The organism is Acidocella sp. C78, from assembly GCF_907164655.1.
Genome location: NZ_CAJQZK010000003.1, coordinates 1 through 15,628 on the forward strand (window position 1 = coordinate 1; position 15,628 = coordinate 15,628).

Sequence of the window (15,628 nt, forward strand, 5' to 3'; positions counted from 1 at the left end):
ATCTTGTCGGACGTCTATGGACGTCCCGCACCAATCGGAATGTTACTTTTCAAAAGCCCAAGCCATAGACACGATGTATTGAAAGTTGTTCTAAAAACCGCAGAATATATCTATAAGATATATAATATGACAGTAATACTGTCCTATTTTAATTTGTGTTTAGCCTAGAGAGGCGGTTTGCGCGGTTTCGGGCGATTGGCACCCCTTGCGGTTCCTGCGGTTCCTGCGGTTTTGAGGCTATGCTTGGAAAAAATGCAGGTATTTAGTCGAGTTGGTGGCCTCGAAAAACCGCAACCCACTTGCGGTTCCTTGCGGTTTTCTGCGGTTTTTCGGGTGATGCGCGGTCAATTCATGCCCTATGGCAATGCAATAGCCTTTATATGCCGGTTATCTATGCCTCATCCGCTATCTATGTCTCCCCTATTGGGTCGATAACTGGCGTGCAATCCGGCGCGCGGCGACCGCCCCATGACCGGCACCCGACCGGCGGCAGGATGCAGGGCGATGGCGCATTGACCGGCGCTCGATCTGGGGGCGGTTTCGGGCATCGTCGGCATGGAAGCCGGCGCCCGGCCTGCGGCCTCGCCCAGCCCGTCGCCAGGCGGTGACGGAAGCATTGACGATCCGCCGGCTGGGACGCCTCTACAGGCTCACGTATCGCCGCAGAGCGGCCCGCCACGCAGTGCGAGATAACCGGGCGGGTGCTGGCTGCACGCTGCGCTCTGACTGGCCGGTGCGGACTGCGGTGTCGGCTGTGAAACGGGGCGCCCGATCTTCCGGGTCGCCAAGTTGGCGACCCGAGCCTTTGTGAAGCGTGTTTTCGTATTTCGTCTCGGGATGGAGCGCCTCGTATGCCTCCTTGCGGCGCTGCGTGAACAGCGCGCGCTCGCGCGGCATAACTGCACATTAATTTACAATTAAAAAGTATATTTATTTCGATAAATTTGTGAAAACTCAGTTTGTTTGTCTGGAAAAATTCAAATGATAAAATTCCTGTCTTGGTATTATGATCTGATAGCTCACCCTATTATTTTGGTTTTAATTATAGTTTGTATCGCATCAATTTTCATATTATTTTTAGAAACCTTGCTATATCTGAATAATTCGCTATACCATCCGCTACGGCGAAAGAAAAAAGATACTCATCGTCAGTAGCCTTCCAATCAGCACGACCGGCTTCAATGAGGACGTATGTCTGACCGTGTCAGGTACGCCCTGCGCATGGCTCGCCGCGTTCAACATGCAAAACCGGCCGGATCAGCACAAATCAACCCCTTTATCCGGCAATCGGTAGAGCGCCTGGACAGGAGACATTCGATGCATCACACCTATCCGCAAAAGACGAAATCCGAGAACCGATCCGAGGCCATTGGCGTTCTGCTGATGGGAGGCGCCAGCCTGATCGGCCTCACCTTGTTCGCGCTGTTCCGGATGCATTCCGGGCACGGTTAGAAGTCGACTTGGCGCCATTCTATTCGAAGCCCATTTCCCGCAGCATCTGCCGTGCTTCGATCAGGGCATATGACTTGTCCTTGGCGCTGATCCGGCGCTGCCGCACCTCGCCCATCTCCACCAGCTTGCGCCGGGCTTCCACACGCTCAGATGGCCGCACCAGCTGGTTTTCGGCTACGCGGCGCAGTTCGGCAATCTCGGCGTCAGTCATGGACCTCTCCCGTGCGCGTATGGTTGTATCCCTTTGTTGCGTTTTCGTCACACTGTTGCGCCTTGCGGCTACGCTCAATGCGGTATCCTCGCACTCGATCCGAGCAGAATGAGCACTTTGCACCGAACTCACGCCATTGCGCCCGTTGAAAGCCGGCGCCCTTCATGGCGCGGCCAACTCCGAATCGTGTGACAGTGGAAAGTTGCGGCACCGTGCGGCACGCGGCAACGAGGCGGGCGGTGCTGATCTTGTTGTCTCCCAGAGCGGCGGCGGCTGCCACGGCCACCAGGGCGACCATCTCGATCTGATCCTCGGTCATGGCGTCAGGCATCGGGCAGCAGCCGTGCAGCGGCCACCAGCGGGCGCGCGGCGTCGATCATCTCATCCGTGCCCAGCTTCAACGCGGCGTCAACCGCCTTGGCGCCGGCATAGAGCTTGCGGCGGGCGGCGATCAGGTCATTCCTGCAGGCGGTGCGGACAACGTCGCCGCCGGCCTTGGCGGCCATTTTGGCGCGCAATGTTTCAGTCATCTGCAGGTCTCCGGTCTGCGGTGCCGCGTCACGCCTTCGTCTATATAGACGCGCGCGCACCGGTTAAGCGGTTCGGCACTCATCGTTGCCCCTCCGGCATTGGCGGCATGTATCCGCGCATCCGATTGTCAGGATTTCCGCGCCTTTCGCGCCATTGCTTATGCTTCCAGCCGGCGGCGGACAGGATCGCGCCGATCTCGGCGGGCGTGACGTGCCAAGACGGGAACGCGGCCCGGCAAGCGGCGTGAAGGGCAGGTGTCGCCACCCGCCCCTCGCCGGATGCAGCGGCCAAGGCGCGGGCCAGCAGCAGCACAATGGCGGCGTCGTCGATTGCGGTCATCGGCTCTTTTTCCGCCTCGGCGTGCGGATTCGCCCGGCCTTGGCCCCGGCAAGAAACCGGCGCCAGGCGCGGATGCTCTTTCGGCTGGGGGTGCGGTGCTTGCTTATAGGCCGTCCGCGTAGGCAGGCGAGCCAGCGGGCGAGACGCGCCCGTTAAAGCCCGTGGTGCCGCTCTGGTTGCGGTTCAGGGACGCGCCGAGGCCGCTTTTGACCGCCTTGGCGATATCGTGCGGGTTGGTGATGTGGACGCCGTGCACCAGCGCACCCACACCCGACCCATACGGCACCGCAGGCTGCCTGCCTGCCGTATCCCACGCCGGCAGCATGCCGTGTGGATGGTTGGCAATGTCGGTTGCCAGCGCGTGACCAGCGGATGCGAGGCCGCTGCCGATACTTCGGATCGGATGTTCGAGAAAGCCGTTGATCGTCCGCTCGAGCCCGAGCAGCCAGTGATTGAACTGCCTGAAGTCGTTGCCGAGGTCGTGGAAGACGGTCTTGATCCCGTTGAAGTTGGCGATGATCGCGCCGGTTCCGGTAGCAATTGCCGCCACCGCGCCCGCTATCGTCGCCGGGATGGCGCCGGCGGTTGCGAGGCCGACCAGCACGGCGCCCGTCCCGAGGCCCACCAGTGCCACGCCCAGACCGGCTATGCCGCCCACAATGTCGCGGACCATCGCCGGATGCACCTTCGACCATTTCGTCACGCCGGTTACGGCGCTGGTCATGGCGTTGAGGATGGCGATCGCCGGCTTGACCAACGGCGTGCCGAGGGCTTCCAGCAGGCTTGTCCATGCCCCCTCGAAGGCGTGCAGCGGCCCGGTCATGGAGGTCGCCATCTGGACGCCGTAGACCGACACGCGCCCGGCCTGCCGCATCTGCTTCTGCGTGCGGATGTAGGATAGCGCGTTCGTGATCATGTTCGCGACGAGACGCGAGCCGGTCTGGCTGCTGATCGTCTGATAGACCGCGGCGAGCAGGTTCTTCTTGCCGTGAACGCCGTGCGCTTCCAGCGTCGGCACCAGCACCTTCTGCGTCCAGGCGAACAAGCCTTGGCTGTAAAGGATCTTGGATCCTTTGAGCGCGCCGGGCTTGATGGCGGTCTGGAAGGTGTGCGGGATATGGATGAAACCGCCGGGCGCGACGAGGCCGTAACGCTTCATGTTGTAGGCATACATCCGGCTGATCGGACCGCCGGAAAGCGCCTTCATGACCATGCCGAAACCGCGACCGCCGGTCGGTCCCATCTGCTGCACGGCTTCCGCCATGCTGGACCACCAAGCGAAGCCGCTCATCATTTGCGACGCCGCGCCGGCGAGTTTCGTGGCCCGCATGATCTGGTTCGGCGTCAGCAGCTTGCCGGCGATGTTCTGCGCCTCGAGCGCGTAATTCAGGTTGCGCCCCAGCGCGCCGACCGAGAACGTCTTGCCGTCCGGGCCATACGTGCCGCCGCGCAGTTCGATGGCCTTCAGGAGTTCGCCCAGCGCGGTCGGACCACCCATGCCCCAGTTCGACAGGACGCCTTCGGCGCGGACGATCAGCGGCGCAGCGCGCACGGCCTCGGCGCTCGATCCCAGCACCGTGCGGCCCTTGGTGAGTGCGGCCAGCGCGTCGGACCAGTCCACGTTCGGCGTCCGCATGGATTGCGTGAACGCGGCATTGGTCAGGTCGCCGACATTGCGGGCCGAGACGCCCATCTGCTGCAGCCGGCTCTGGACGTTCGCCAGCCGGTTGCCGTAGGTGGCGAGGTCAGACGACGCCTTGAGGATCGCCATGCCGCCCAGCGCCGCCGCCGCGCCGATGGCGGCCATGCGGACGCCCTTGATCTGGCTGCTGACATACTTTGCCTGCTTGCCGAGGCCGATCATGTCCTTCGAGATCAGCTTGAGCACCGGGCCGACCGAATTGATCGCGGCTATCTCGATCCCGATTTTGTAACTTTTCAGCATCGGTCAGTTCCTTTCGACGCGACGGGGTGGCCCGGCGAGGAAATGGAGCAAACCTCGCCGGGCCGGGCGCGCTGGATAGGCGGCGCGGTCTCAGAATTCGGTGCCATCACCTACCGTCGCGTAGATCGTGCCGGAGCCGCCCGGCATGACGGCGCCGATCTGGTTGACGTAGGGCCCGGCAAAGATGCGTGCCCGCGTTCCACCCGCCACCGGCATATCGCTCTCGCTGGCGATCTGCGGCCCATTGCCGACGCGGACGAAGGCAAGCGAGGCCGTGGGGTTCGTCACCACCACCGTATCGCCCTTCGCCGGCAATGCCGTGCTCGCGCTGGTCGAGGTCGCGGCAATGGCGACCGTGCCGGCGGGATTGAACGGGTTGACGCTTCCAACGGTCATTCGGCGGCTTCCAGCAGCTTGCGGGCGGTATCCGGCAGGATCACGTCGCCCTCTGCGTCGAGATGCGCGGACCACGTGCGGCGCTCCGCGTCCGGGTTCGGATGCTCGGGGCTGAGAACGCCGTTGAACATCTCGGGGTTGGCCCCCGGCATGAAGCCCAGCCGGAGATTGACGCCACCGGCCATTGCCCGCCCGACCGCTTCAACGCCGGCACTGAAAGCCGCCTCGCCGTTTGCGAGCAGTCGCTTTGCCTCAACGATCATAGCCGCGCCTTCGATCCGCAGCTTGATCCCGGCAGCGAGAACAGGCTCCCAAGCGCGCTGCTCTGCGGTGCGGAGATCATCGCCGGCCTTCGTGACGGCGGCCTCGGCAGCGGCAACGCTTTCGCGCCGGAACAGGACGCTATCCTCGGCGGCGCGGATGGCGGCCTCGGCCTTCATGAGTTCGCCAGTGTCGATAGCCTCGCCTTCGGCGGCCCGCTGCACGAGGTTGGCGCGGGTGGCGCGGGCTGCGGCAACGGCGGCCTCGGCATCGCTGATTGCCGTGGTCGCGGTCGCAACCCGGCTGATCGCCGCCTGATAGGCTTCGCGCGCCCGCTGCGGCAGGCCTGCATCGCGGAGGTTGAGAATGTCCTGAAGGTCCATCTGATTTCCTTTCAACGGTCGAGCCCGAGACGCTTCAACGTGCCGTTCAGCGCATTTTCGTTCTGCCGGGCGGAATCAGTTGCTCGCTGGACGCGCTGAACGTGATCGAGGATCGCGGCAGAGACGATATCGCCCTCGCGCCCAGCCAGATCGCGAACGCCGATTTCCTCGGTCCATCCCGCATCGAAGCCGGCGCGCATCCGCCGCCGGTTCACGTGCTGTTCAATCGGGGTCATCTCTGAAAACGGCTTGCCCATTTACTGCATTCCTATAGTCAACTTTTCAAATAATAGCAGAAATGGCGGATAGGAGACAAGAAATATTAAATATACTGTTCGGCATACGGTAGCATATTACTATGAATTACTATGGATCATAGACGATCATTATTTGAACCGGCTTGCGCACTACATCTGCACCGATTGCGCCGCAGGTGCCATCTCAACGATATACGGCGGACGTGGTTTCCGCCGCTATCGCTGATCCATTCCAGCAATAGGCTTGTTTATGTCAGTCGTTTGGGGATTTGGCGCCCGTCTTGGATACGTTTACGGGCGCCTGTATGCCGTCAGTGTGTCGGCTGGGCCGGCGTGACGCGCGGGTGACGGTCGCCCGGCGGCGGGAGGATCAATATTTGAGGCCGCTGCCCGAATACTGCACGCCAGGCTTGGGCCTGCTGGGTCGTTGTCTCGATCAGGGCGAGCGGCGCCGCGCCCGATACAGCGGCATTGACTGCGTTTCGATAATGCAGCGGTTCACCGCCCGTCGCGTGGATCACGGCACTGCGGGCCATCCGCCGCAGCCTTGGCGTGCATCGCCAGCCAGCCGGGCCGATGGGTGCATCGCCATCGTCACCAACGAGGATGACCAGCGGCCGCGCTGCCCGGTCGAGGGATTTGGGAAGCCCGGCGCCGGGCGTTACCTCGACAAGCTGGACCAGCCCCTCGGCTGCGGCTGCATAGAGCGGCAGGCGCCACGGCACGAGGCGCGAAGCAACCTCGATGACGCGGCTGAACTCGGCTTTTGTCCTTACCTGCATCATTGGATGAGTCCCCAGGCTTCACGCCTCGGGCTTCCGTCGAGCACCGTTCCGGCCGGCAGCCGCTCGATCCATCCGTGATCTTCGAGAATGGCAACGGCGCGCTTTGCGTCATCGGCTTTTCGCAGCCGGTTCGGCCCGGACTTGTAAAGCGCAGTGAGGTAAAGGCGTGGATCGGGCTGGGCCTGCCACCAGGCGAGCAGTTCCGCAGCGGCGTCCAGTTCGGGATCAGGCGCAACCGTCTCGCCGAGTCTCAACTGCTCGCCGGCATACCAGGTCGCCAGCGTTGCGCCGGCCTCGAAAGTCTCGGCGTCGATCATATCCCGCCCGGCATAGGCGGCGAGGATGCCGGCGAGGCGGCTGGCATGTTCGGTCATCTTCGAGCCGAAACCACGGAGTGAGGCGTAGCGGCGGCCGTCCGCCAGGTCGCGCTCGACGTCGTTGTAATACGCGATCAGCCGCCGTTCGGCCTCGACGTTGAAGGGCAACGGCTCCGGATCGAGGCCGTCCGATCCTTCGAGGCGGCGCGGCTGCTTGGCGAGCATGTAGCCCAAACGGTCGTTGTATTCGTCGAGGAACTCATCGAAGTCCGGTTCTCGCTCACGCCACATGCGTGAGCCGATGGTGCTCTCCGGCTCCGATATCAGCATCCGGGCGAGCAGGCCGTTATCTCTCGCGCTGGCGTTTCCCAGCAGGAGAGCAGCAACGCTGCGTTGAACGAACAAGCTAAGGGAGGCGCGGCGGCCGGGTGCGAATGTGGCCTTGCCTGCCCGCAGCCGCTTGATCGGGGCGCCGTCCCACAATGCGTTTAGCGTGGTCATCGTCCTTAACGCTGCGTCCTCACTCATCGCATGGCCGCCGAGAAACTGGCCGCCCTCGGCTGAAAAAATCGAGGCGTAGGGCCTCAGCGTCAGGAGGTTAATCAGCCCCTCAATGGTCCCTTCCTGCGCGGTCAGGATCGGCGGAGCCGGCGCCTTCGGTTCCGATCCAACATCCGCCAGCGCGCGCTCGGCGGCGGCGCGGCCGTCTTTGGCAGCCTTGCGGGCCTCGATCCGGGCAGCGTCAAAAGCCTCTTTATCGCGACCGAATTTGTCCTGATCCACCTCGAATTGCGCCGCCAGTGCGGCCTCGGCGCGGGTGATCGGGAGGCTGGCCAGCAGGTCAACGGTAGATTTGCGCTCACCAGATTGGCCAACCGTCATGAACGCGGTGAGTAACGGCCGCGTCCCGATGACTGGGATTTCAACATCGTGATGAATCGCGGCAGCGAAACCGGCGGCCGCGAGCACCGATGCAGCGCAGAGCGCGCCCGGCGCTTGCGTGCGGCGCTGGATGGCCTCGACGGCTGGGCGCAGCCCAAGTAGTGCGTCCATCGGATACGGTTCAGGCGGCGGCGTTTCGCGCCGGAGCGGGCGTTTCAACTCCGGTGGCGTGCTCGCCTTCGCGGCGGCATCGCGGGCTATCTGCTCGGCGTTGAAATGGTTCATGCTGCACCCCCGCGCGCCGATAGTGCCGATTTGAGAGTCGCCTCGATCTCGCGCCGTTCGAGGCCGGCGACGATGGCGGCGTGTGCCATCGCCTCCGCCACCTCGCCGGAGGACAGGCCGCCTGTCGTGGTCAGGCGCAACAACCCGTAAGTCTCGGCGTTCAACGTGGCGTTGCGGGTGCCAGGCGCGGCGCCGGCGACACGCTCGATTGCGCGCCGTAGGGCCGCCTCGGCATAGCGGCGGCTGCGGTGATCGCCGCCAGTCCAGGGGGCGGCAGGGGGCGGCGTCCAGGCCGGTTTCGGCGGCGGTACCAGCCAGTTAGGCCACTCGGCCAGCGGGCCGGCAGACAGGACAGGGAGGCCGGCGGCTGGCCACCAGATGCACGATCCCCCGTCCGCCCGGACGTCGATACCGGGCGCAATTGCCGCTACGCTGGAACGCAATCCGGGCCGGTGTTTGAACCACAGATGCAGCCCGCCGGAGCGGGTGCGATGCGTCCGGGTCGCGGGCAACTTGTCGCGGTTCGCGGCGAACCATTCGAGGCCGCCGGGCTTGTTGTCGATGTCGAGCGCGGCGATGCCGGAGCGTTCGCCGGTCGCGATCCCGATCAGGACGAATCCGTAATCGCGGTGCAGAGCGCGGATCGTGGTGGGATCGGTCGAGGCGGCAAGGTGACCGCGCGGGCAGCGAGGCGACTTGTCGTTGCCTACGGGGAAAACGGCGCGGCCGGCGGCGGCGAGGTCGAGCGCGGTGTCCAGCGAGGCCATTAGTTGCCCTCCCTGATCAGCCCAGCCAGCGCCTCGGCGATGCGGCGACAATGGCGGGCCTCGATGTCGGCGGCTGCGCGAAGAACACTGTCCCTCTCGCGCTTCGCCATGATCCAGTCCGCCCGGCTGGCGAGCGAGCGGGCGGCCCGGCGCAGATCAGCCTCGGGCATCTCAATTGTCAAAATGCGGCGGCGGGAACGGGTTTCGATGTCGTCGATGAGTCGGTCGTGCTGCCGGTCGGCAGCGGTTTTGCGGTCAACCATTTAGGGCATCCTTTCTGCCCGAAAAACCGCTTGCAGCCGAGCGCCGGCACGTCTATCTCTTGATCGCCGCCAAGCAATCCAAAGATTTCCGCGCCGCTCCGGAGCCAGTAGGTTTTCGGGGCGGTTTGCATTTTGGGGATCAGGCCGCGCTCTTGGGCAGGTTCTCAGCGAACCGGCGGAGGCTCTCAGCGGTGATGAACGTCGAGCGGCCCAGCTTGCGGACGTCGAACGTCCCGGCCTTCACCAGCTCCCAGAACTTTGCGTGTCTGACGCCTAGGGCGGCCTGCGCCTCGGCTGGCCGGTAGAGAAGTTTTGTGTCAGTCGTCATTCCTTACTCCATACGGATGTTAATGGACTGACGATCCAGTTATCAGGTCGCGTATCGTACTGACAAAGTCCTTTTGCGGGAACAAAGCAGTTTTTTTCAGATTACTTCCCGCCTTGTTTTCTGCGCTTGTCGCGCAGCCAATCATTGCCGATTTCAATGCCCGAGAGTTCTCGCAACGTTGCCTGAACAAACCTATTGAACGGGGCTTTCGGCGCGTCTGTTGGTTCGACACCGAACAAGTGAGCAAATGAAAGGCGAAAGTCTTCCAACGCGCCGTTAAGCCAATTTGGGCGAGGCTGGCCGCGCGCTCGGCCAGACATCGCAGATTGTCGCTTCGACCAATTTTCTAGATGGTCGAGCCGCCCAATTAGATCAAAACAGGGGTCTTGCTCGGCTGTTTCTGGCTGCTCTCGAACGTGCCGAGCGCATAAGTGCTTAAGCTCGCCAGCCAACTTTTTCATTTTCAGCCAGTCAGATTTCTTGAACGTGTCAGGACGAGGTTCAATCGCGTGAGCAAGTGAGAACATCACCATGTGCACATTGCGCCAAGCTGCTGCGGCCAGTTCGTCGGACACCGCAAGAGGCAGTCTAACTGCGGAGACGATGCGCGATTGCGCCTCAGCGTCTAGTTGGCGAAACCGTGGAGGTGGAACCTCCGCCCGGAATATTATTGTTCCATCCGCCTTAACGATTTCGGCAAATTGAGGCTCGGGCGGGGATTGCTCCCCGCCTTTTCTCTTGCCCCCGCTCATGCTGCCTGCTCGCCGGAGTTCATGCCCGCATCGTCGCAGAATTTCTGCCAGTTATCCCGCAACACGTCTGCCTCGGTTTCAACCGCATCCGCCAGCCAGCGCAGGGAGCGCAACCTGTATTCGTCGGGCGCGGCTGGAAGATTGGTCATGAACAACCGCAAGGCGCGGGCGGCATCCTGCATCCGGGTGGTGCTGTCCTCTACATCGGCAACGCGGATTTCAACCACGCTCTTGACGGGGCGCGTCATGCCAGCCTCCCCGCTTCGCGTGTGAGGCGCGAGATCAGCCGGTCGCTCAGATATCGGTCTTCGTCCTCGGGGTCGCGTTCGCTCGGGTCAAGGTAGGCAGTGACAACGCGGGCGATTGCGGCCACCCCGGCGGGCGTCTTCGCCTCGGTGCGCGTGATGCGGTCGAGAATGTCGTTCATCTCATCCTGCATCGGGGCGGTCTGCTGGTCGATCTTCTCCTCGGTCTCCATTGTGAGGTCCGGCACCCGATAGGCTGCGTTGTATTGTGCATCGAGGGCGATGTAGCGGTCGGCCATGGCGATCAGCTCGTCATCGGGGTTGCCGGCAGCGTTCGCCACGGCAGGGGCGACCATGGCGGCGGCGGCGCTTGCCATCGCGGCCCGGATCGTGCTGCGCCGGTTCATGACCGCACCTCGGCCATCGTCCGCTCGATCATCTGCACCGCCGCGCGGGCGACGATGGCGCGCTGCACGGGTGTTACGGCCAGCGCGCGGAGTTCTGCCGCCTGCCGGCTCAGGACGGCTTGCAGGGCGCCCAGCGTGGCGGCGTTGTCATTTGCGCCGCGATTCGTGGTATAGACCTTCTCGGTCATCGTTTTTGTCCTCCTTCGGACCATTCAATCGAGGCCATTGCCCGGCGGTGCTGTAACACCGCCGGGCCACCTCTCGCCGGCATCCGGCCGGCACGGTTCCCGGCTCAGGCGCGGCGCATGGCCACCACCCTTCCAGATTCCTCGGCCAGCCCGGCGCAGTAGTTCGCCCAGGCTTCCATCAATTGCCGGCGCTTCGCGAGCAAATCGCCACGCTGATACGCCGCCTCTGTTCGGTCCTTGTTGATATGCGCCAGCGCAACCTCGGCGATCTCGCGCGGAAAGCTGGTCATCTCGGCGGCCCAATCGCGGAACGATGACCGCATCCCATGCGCCGTGTATCCCGGCCGCAGCACGGCAACGGCCTTTGCGAGCGCAACGTCGGTCATGGGCTTGCCAGGTGCGCCGCCGGGGAAGATCAGCCCATCCCGGCGGGGCGAGCGTTCTGCCATCTCGCGCAATATCTCGACGGCACGCGGTGCCAGCGGCACGCGGTGTTCCTTTTTCATCTTCATGCGGGCTGCCGGGATCACCCACACGGCCGCGTCAAAATCGACCTCATCCCATCGTGCACCGCGCGCCTCGCCGGAGCGTGTAGCCGTCAGGATGGCGAACTCTAGGCATCGCGCCGAAACGGCTTCACGCTCGCGCAGTTCGGCCATGAAGGCCGGCATGTCGTGGTAATCGAGCGCGGCGTGATGCTTGACCGCCCGCACCTTCGTTTTCGGTGCATAAATCTGATCGAGGAACCCCTGCCACCGCGCCGGGTTGTCGCCGCTGCGCCAGCCGTTGACGGTCGCATATGCCAGCACGGCCTCAACGCGGCCGCGCAGCCGGCTAGCCGTCTCCGGCTTTTCGGCCCAGATCGGATCGAGCACCCGGCGGACGTCGAGCAGGCTGATCTCGCTTATCGGCCGCTTGCCGATGATCGGGCTGGCGTAGGTGGCGAGCGTGTTCTCCCACTGCTGCCGGTGCTTTGCGTTCTTCCACTCGGCCTTGTGCGCCTCGACATAGGCCGCGGCGACGGCATCGAAGGTTCTGGCAGTCTGCTCGGCGGCGAGGTGCTGGCGTTCGCGGCGCTGGGCGAGCGGATCGAACCCATCCCGCACAAGATTACGTAGCTGGCGGGCCTGCTCGCGGGCTTCCGCTAGGGATACATCACGCAGCGGCCCAAGGCTCATCCAGTGCTTGCGCCCGGCCATCGTGTAGCGGAACGCCCAACTTTTCGAGCCGTCAGCCCGAACGCGCAAATACAAACCGCCCCCATCGTGCAGGTTGCCCTCGCGGTTCGCGTTCGTAATGGCGAGAGCGTTCAAGCGTTTTGAGACGGTTTTGGGCATCGTCAGCACCCCGAACCGCAGAAAACCGCAGAAAACCGCAACCGAACCGCAACCCGTTTGCGGTTTTGTTTGGCACTTAAACCATTGATTTCATTTGGCCGACACTCAGGAACCGCAAAAACCGCAGAAACCGCAGGGGGTCTATGTGCCGTGGTCGCTGGGCTCATCACGTCAGACTCTCCGTCGAACTGTCCGGCTACATGCTCGGGCCTTCATGGATACACCATAATCCCGCACGTCCTAGGACGTCAATGGACGTTATAGGGCAAACTTTGGCTATATCGCTGGGTGTATGCCGCCGTTTCTCTGAGGCTAGATCACGAGGTAAGGCGGACATCCCCTCCGCCACCCCTACATCCAGCACTGTCCGGCATCATCCCATAAAATCTTTGATATCAGCGACTTAAAACAGATTTCCGTCCACGCTCATCCACCCCATTTTGCCCGAATCCAGAGTTTCCACGTGGGTAACTTTGTGGGTAAGATTCAGCCATGGCCCGAGTCGTCAACAAGCTGTCACTGAACCGCCCTGGGTTTACCGGAGGCTCCAACTCCCAAATAGGATGGAGCCATGACGAGTCCGACGACGAACAAGTTTTCTCCTGAAGTCCGCGAGCGGGCGGTGCGGATGGTGCTGGAGCACGAGGGCGAACATCCCTCGCGGTGGGCGGCGATGGTGTCGATAGCCGCGAAGTTTGGCTGCTCACCGCATACGCTGCGTGAATGGGTGCAGAAGGTGGATCGCGACAGCGGCCGCTCGCCTGGTGTTCCGTCGGAAGTGTCGGCGAAGCTGAAGGCACTGGAACGCGAGAACCGCGAGCTTCGCCAGGCGAATGAGATCCTGCGCAAGGCGTCGGCATATTTTGCCCAGGCGGAGCTCGACCGCCGGTTCAAACCATGATCTCGTTCATCGATGATCACCGCGGGGCTTATGGGGTCGAGCCGATCTGCAGGGTCCTGCCGATCGCCCCATCGACCTACTACGAGCATGTCGCGAAGCGGGCCAACCCCGAGAGGCGGTCAGAACGGGCCCGGCGGGATGAGGCGCTCGAGGCGGATATCCGGCGCGTGTTCGCGGAGAATTTCGAGGTCTACGGTGCTCGCAAGGTCTGGCGGCAGTTGCAGCGGGAAGGATGCGCTGTTGCCCGCTGCACGGTGGAGCGGTTGATGCGGATCATCGGCCTGCAGGGCGTGATCCGCGGCAAGCCGGTCAGGACGACGATCAGCGACAGGGCGACACCCTGCCCACAGGACCGCGTCAACCGCCAGTTCCAGGCGCCGGCGCCGAATATGCTCTGGGTCTCCGACTTCACTTATGTCGCGACCTGGCAGGGCTTTGTGTATGTGGCGTTTGTCATCGATACATTCGCCCGGCGTATCGTTGGCTGGCGGGTAAGCCGCACCGCGCATGCCGGTTTCGTCCTCGATGCCCTGGAACAGGCTCTTCACGACAGACGCCCGGTACGTAGCGGCGGTCTCGTCCATCATAGCCATCGGGGCAGCCAGTATGTCTCGATCAAATACACCGAGCGCCTGATGGAGGCCGGCATCGAACCGTCCGTCGGCAGTGTCGGCGATAGCTACGACAACGCTCTCGCCGAGAGCATCAACGGCCTTTACAAGACCGAGGTCATCCGTCGTCGCGGGCCGTGGAAATCGTTGGAAGCCGTCGAGTTCGCAACGCTCGAATGGGTCGACTGGCTTAACCACAGGCGCCTTCTCGAGCCGATCGGCAACATCCCGCCCGCCGAAGCCGAACAACGATATTTCGCCACACTCGATCAGATGAAGATCGCCGCTTAGCTTAACCCAAATGGCCTCCGGTAAACCCGGGGCGGTTCAATCATGAGAGTGAGATCGCAGCATGAACATTGAAAATCTACTCAAAATAATTAAGCCAAATATAATTAAAAATCACGATTTGAAAAGTAAAATAATCATCAGTCTTACATCTTATCCGGACAGATTTCAAACTGTTTATTTTACAATTATTTCTCTATTAAATCAGAGCATTAAACCAGATAAAATTATATTATGGGTATTCAAAAATGAATATAATTTATTGCCAAGAAAAATTATTGAATTAATAAATGGTACTTTTGAAGTTAGAAAATTAAATGAAGATTGGAAATCTTATAATAAACTTATACCTTCTATAATTGAGTTTCCAAATGAATACTTAGTAACAGCAGATGATGATGTATTATATAAGCCAACTTGGCTTGAAGAATTAATTTTATCTTTTAAAAATATAAATGGTATTGTTGCCCATAGAGCGCATCTAATTCAATATGATTGTAATGGACAACTAAAAGAATACAATAAATGGATTATAGATACTCCAGAAGAAAATTTTTGCCAAATAAAATCGCCGTTGGTTTTTCCAACGGGAGTAGGGGGTGTATTATACCCCCCCGAATCTTTTGATGACCGCATCTTAGATATTTATTTAGCAATGGAACTATGCCCTACTGCAGATGATATTTGGTTTTGGTTTATGCATACAATGAAGGGTAATTGTGCTTCTGTTATTGGAGACAGATATTTTATAGATATAAATCCAGATCAAAATAAAAGTCTTTTTAATATAAATGTAAGAGGAAAAAATGACGATCAAATTAAAAATATGATAAATAAATTCGGCATTCCAAAAATTACTGAATTTTTTATAGATAATTTTTGTAAAATTGTTAGAAAAAATGAGTATTTTACAAAATTAAAGTTTGGCCGACCTCTGATATTGCAAAATGATGATATTGGATTTTTTATAAAAAATCATGGAATATTTCATAATGAAAGGTTGCTAAGTTTTATAAAAAGAAATATAACTCCTAAAAAAATCTTAGATTTATCCGGGGATATTGGATATTTTTCGGTTGGTCTTTGTGGTATCGACGATTACGAAGTGTGGACGGTAGATTTTAAAAACAAAAATTTTTTAAATTTTCAGAAAAACTTAATTGTGAATCATATTAATTTTCACGTATTAGAAATGACCATTGAAGATCTTGCTTCTGATGGTAATAAAAATTTAAATGATTACATAAAAAATATAAAATATTTTGATTTAGTGGTAATAAACATATTAAATTTCAATAAAAAAATTGATATTATAAGACATTTTCTTTTTAATAGTCAATCAATTTTGATTGAAAAAAACTATAGTTTATCAATAGATGATTATATGTATAATTATGGATATAGATTGATATATTCAGAAGTTGGTGAAGGAACTTATTTATATAAAAAAGTTTTTTAGATATTAATTTTTAATATAAGTGTCCCGCGTCAGCACCA

Annotated in this window: 21 protein-coding genes and 1 other annotated feature; of the genes, 3 read left to right on the top strand and 18 right to left on the bottom strand. The window is 59.6% G+C overall.

Features of this window, described 5'->3' with window-relative positions; translation table 11 throughout:
* Positions 1–1,191 precede the first annotated feature (1,191 nt).
* Positions 1,192–1,452: a hypothetical protein gene (locus ACIDOCELLA78_RS99685; RefSeq protein ID WP_012039943.1), complete on the top strand. Its 261-nt coding sequence runs from the start codon at positions 1,192–1,194 to the stop codon at positions 1,450–1,452.
* Between the two features lie 19 nt (positions 1,453–1,471).
* On the opposite strand, the gene ACIDOCELLA78_RS99690 is transcribed toward ACIDOCELLA78_RS99685, so the two are convergent.
* From ACIDOCELLA78_RS99690 to ACIDOCELLA78_RS99775, 18 genes are all read right to left on the bottom strand, one after another.
* Positions 1,472–1,663 carry a hypothetical protein gene (locus tag ACIDOCELLA78_RS99690; protein ID WP_043509195.1) on the bottom strand — a complete coding sequence of 64 codons (192 nt, stop codon included), beginning with the start codon at positions 1,661–1,663 and terminating at the stop codon, positions 1,472–1,474.
* A complete protein-coding gene (locus ACIDOCELLA78_RS99695; protein ID WP_155856377.1) occupies positions 1,656–1,982 on the bottom strand; it encodes a hypothetical protein in 327 nt (108 codons plus the stop codon). The genes ACIDOCELLA78_RS99690 and ACIDOCELLA78_RS99695 overlap by 8 nt, the downstream gene beginning before the upstream one ends.
* A gap of 4 nt (positions 1,983–1,986) precedes the next feature.
* Positions 1,987–2,193, bottom strand: a complete 207-nt coding sequence (locus ACIDOCELLA78_RS99700; RefSeq protein WP_155856378.1) for a hypothetical protein — start codon at positions 2,191–2,193, stop codon at positions 1,987–1,989.
* A gap of 79 nt (positions 2,194–2,272) precedes the next feature.
* Positions 2,273–2,533: a hypothetical protein gene (locus ACIDOCELLA78_RS99705; protein ID WP_012039945.1), complete on the bottom strand. Its 261-nt coding sequence runs from the start codon at positions 2,531–2,533 to the stop codon at positions 2,273–2,275.
* A gap of 103 nt (positions 2,534–2,636) precedes the next feature.
* Complete coding sequence (locus ACIDOCELLA78_RS99710) at positions 2,637–4,478, bottom strand: hypothetical protein (protein WP_201727822.1); 1,842 nt, start codon at positions 4,476–4,478, stop codon at positions 2,637–2,639.
* Between the two features lie 90 nt (positions 4,479–4,568).
* Entirely contained in the window at positions 4,569–4,874 is a 306-nt protein-coding gene (locus ACIDOCELLA78_RS99715) for a hypothetical protein (protein WP_174503942.1), read from the bottom strand.
* A complete protein-coding gene (locus ACIDOCELLA78_RS99720) occupies positions 4,871–5,518 on the bottom strand; it encodes a hypothetical protein (protein ID WP_174503943.1) in 648 nt (215 codons plus the stop codon). Before ACIDOCELLA78_RS99720 ends, ACIDOCELLA78_RS99715 begins: the two co-directional genes overlap by 4 nt.
* Positions 5,519–5,529: 11 nt before the next feature.
* Positions 5,530–5,754, bottom strand: a complete 225-nt coding sequence (locus ACIDOCELLA78_RS99725) for a hypothetical protein (protein WP_201727823.1) — start codon at positions 5,752–5,754, stop codon at positions 5,530–5,532.
* Between the two features lie 332 nt (positions 5,755–6,086).
* Positions 6,087–6,560: a hypothetical protein gene (locus ACIDOCELLA78_RS99730; protein ID WP_174503945.1), complete on the bottom strand. Its 474-nt coding sequence runs from the start codon at positions 6,558–6,560 to the stop codon at positions 6,087–6,089.
* Positions 6,557–8,044 carry a YfjI family protein gene (locus ACIDOCELLA78_RS99735; RefSeq protein ID WP_201727824.1) on the bottom strand — a complete coding sequence of 496 codons (1,488 nt, stop codon included), beginning with the start codon at positions 8,042–8,044 and terminating at the stop codon, positions 6,557–6,559. The genes ACIDOCELLA78_RS99730 and ACIDOCELLA78_RS99735 overlap by 4 nt, the downstream gene beginning before the upstream one ends.
* Positions 8,041–8,811, bottom strand: coding sequence for a bifunctional DNA primase/polymerase (locus ACIDOCELLA78_RS99740; protein ID WP_174503947.1), 771 nt, complete (start codon positions 8,809–8,811; stop codon positions 8,041–8,043). Before ACIDOCELLA78_RS99740 ends, ACIDOCELLA78_RS99735 begins: the two co-directional genes overlap by 4 nt.
* A complete protein-coding gene (locus tag ACIDOCELLA78_RS99745) occupies positions 8,811–9,074 on the bottom strand; it encodes a hypothetical protein (protein ID WP_174503948.1) in 264 nt (87 codons plus the stop codon). Before ACIDOCELLA78_RS99745 ends, ACIDOCELLA78_RS99740 begins: the two co-directional genes overlap by 1 nt.
* Before the next feature lie 139 nt (positions 9,075–9,213).
* Positions 9,214–9,402: an AlpA family transcriptional regulator gene (locus ACIDOCELLA78_RS99750; protein WP_043509204.1), complete on the bottom strand. Its 189-nt coding sequence runs from the start codon at positions 9,400–9,402 to the stop codon at positions 9,214–9,216.
* Between the two features lie 101 nt (positions 9,403–9,503).
* Positions 9,504–9,977 carry a hypothetical protein gene (locus ACIDOCELLA78_RS99755; protein ID WP_201727825.1) on the bottom strand — a complete coding sequence of 158 codons (474 nt, stop codon included), beginning with the start codon at positions 9,975–9,977 and terminating at the stop codon, positions 9,504–9,506.
* 173 nt (positions 9,978–10,150) lie between these two features.
* Positions 10,151–10,402, bottom strand: coding sequence for a hypothetical protein (locus tag ACIDOCELLA78_RS99760; protein ID WP_174503950.1), 252 nt, complete (start codon positions 10,400–10,402; stop codon positions 10,151–10,153).
* Entirely contained in the window at positions 10,399–10,806 is a 408-nt protein-coding gene (locus ACIDOCELLA78_RS99765) for a hypothetical protein (RefSeq protein ID WP_201727826.1), read from the bottom strand. The genes ACIDOCELLA78_RS99760 and ACIDOCELLA78_RS99765 overlap by 4 nt, the downstream gene beginning before the upstream one ends.
* Entirely contained in the window at positions 10,803–10,994 is a 192-nt protein-coding gene (locus ACIDOCELLA78_RS99770) for a hypothetical protein (RefSeq protein ID WP_201727827.1), read from the bottom strand. Before ACIDOCELLA78_RS99770 ends, ACIDOCELLA78_RS99765 begins: the two co-directional genes overlap by 4 nt.
* A 104-nt stretch (positions 10,995–11,098) precedes the next feature.
* Positions 11,099–12,331 (bottom strand): phage integrase central domain-containing protein, encoded by a 1,233-nt coding sequence (locus ACIDOCELLA78_RS99775; protein ID WP_201727922.1) that lies wholly within the window; start codon positions 12,329–12,331, stop codon positions 11,099–11,101.
* Positions 12,332–12,902: 571 nt separating this feature from the next.
* Here ACIDOCELLA78_RS99775 and ACIDOCELLA78_RS99780 point away from each other — a divergent pair.
* Positions 12,903–14,134 (top strand): IS3 family transposase gene (locus tag ACIDOCELLA78_RS99780; protein ID WP_201727828.1). Its coding sequence is split into 2 segments (ribosomal slippage): positions 12,903–13,194 and positions 13,194–14,134, totalling 1,233 coding nucleotides; the frame shifts between segments, so codons are not numbered across the junction.
* Positions 13,187–13,303: a sequence feature (AL1L pseudoknot), on the top strand. It overlaps the preceding gene by 117 nt.
* A 61-nt stretch (positions 14,135–14,195) precedes the next feature.
* Positions 14,196–15,590, top strand: a complete 1,395-nt coding sequence (locus ACIDOCELLA78_RS99785; protein WP_201727829.1) for a hypothetical protein — start codon at positions 14,196–14,198, stop codon at positions 15,588–15,590.
* Positions 15,591–15,628 lie beyond the last annotated feature (38 nt).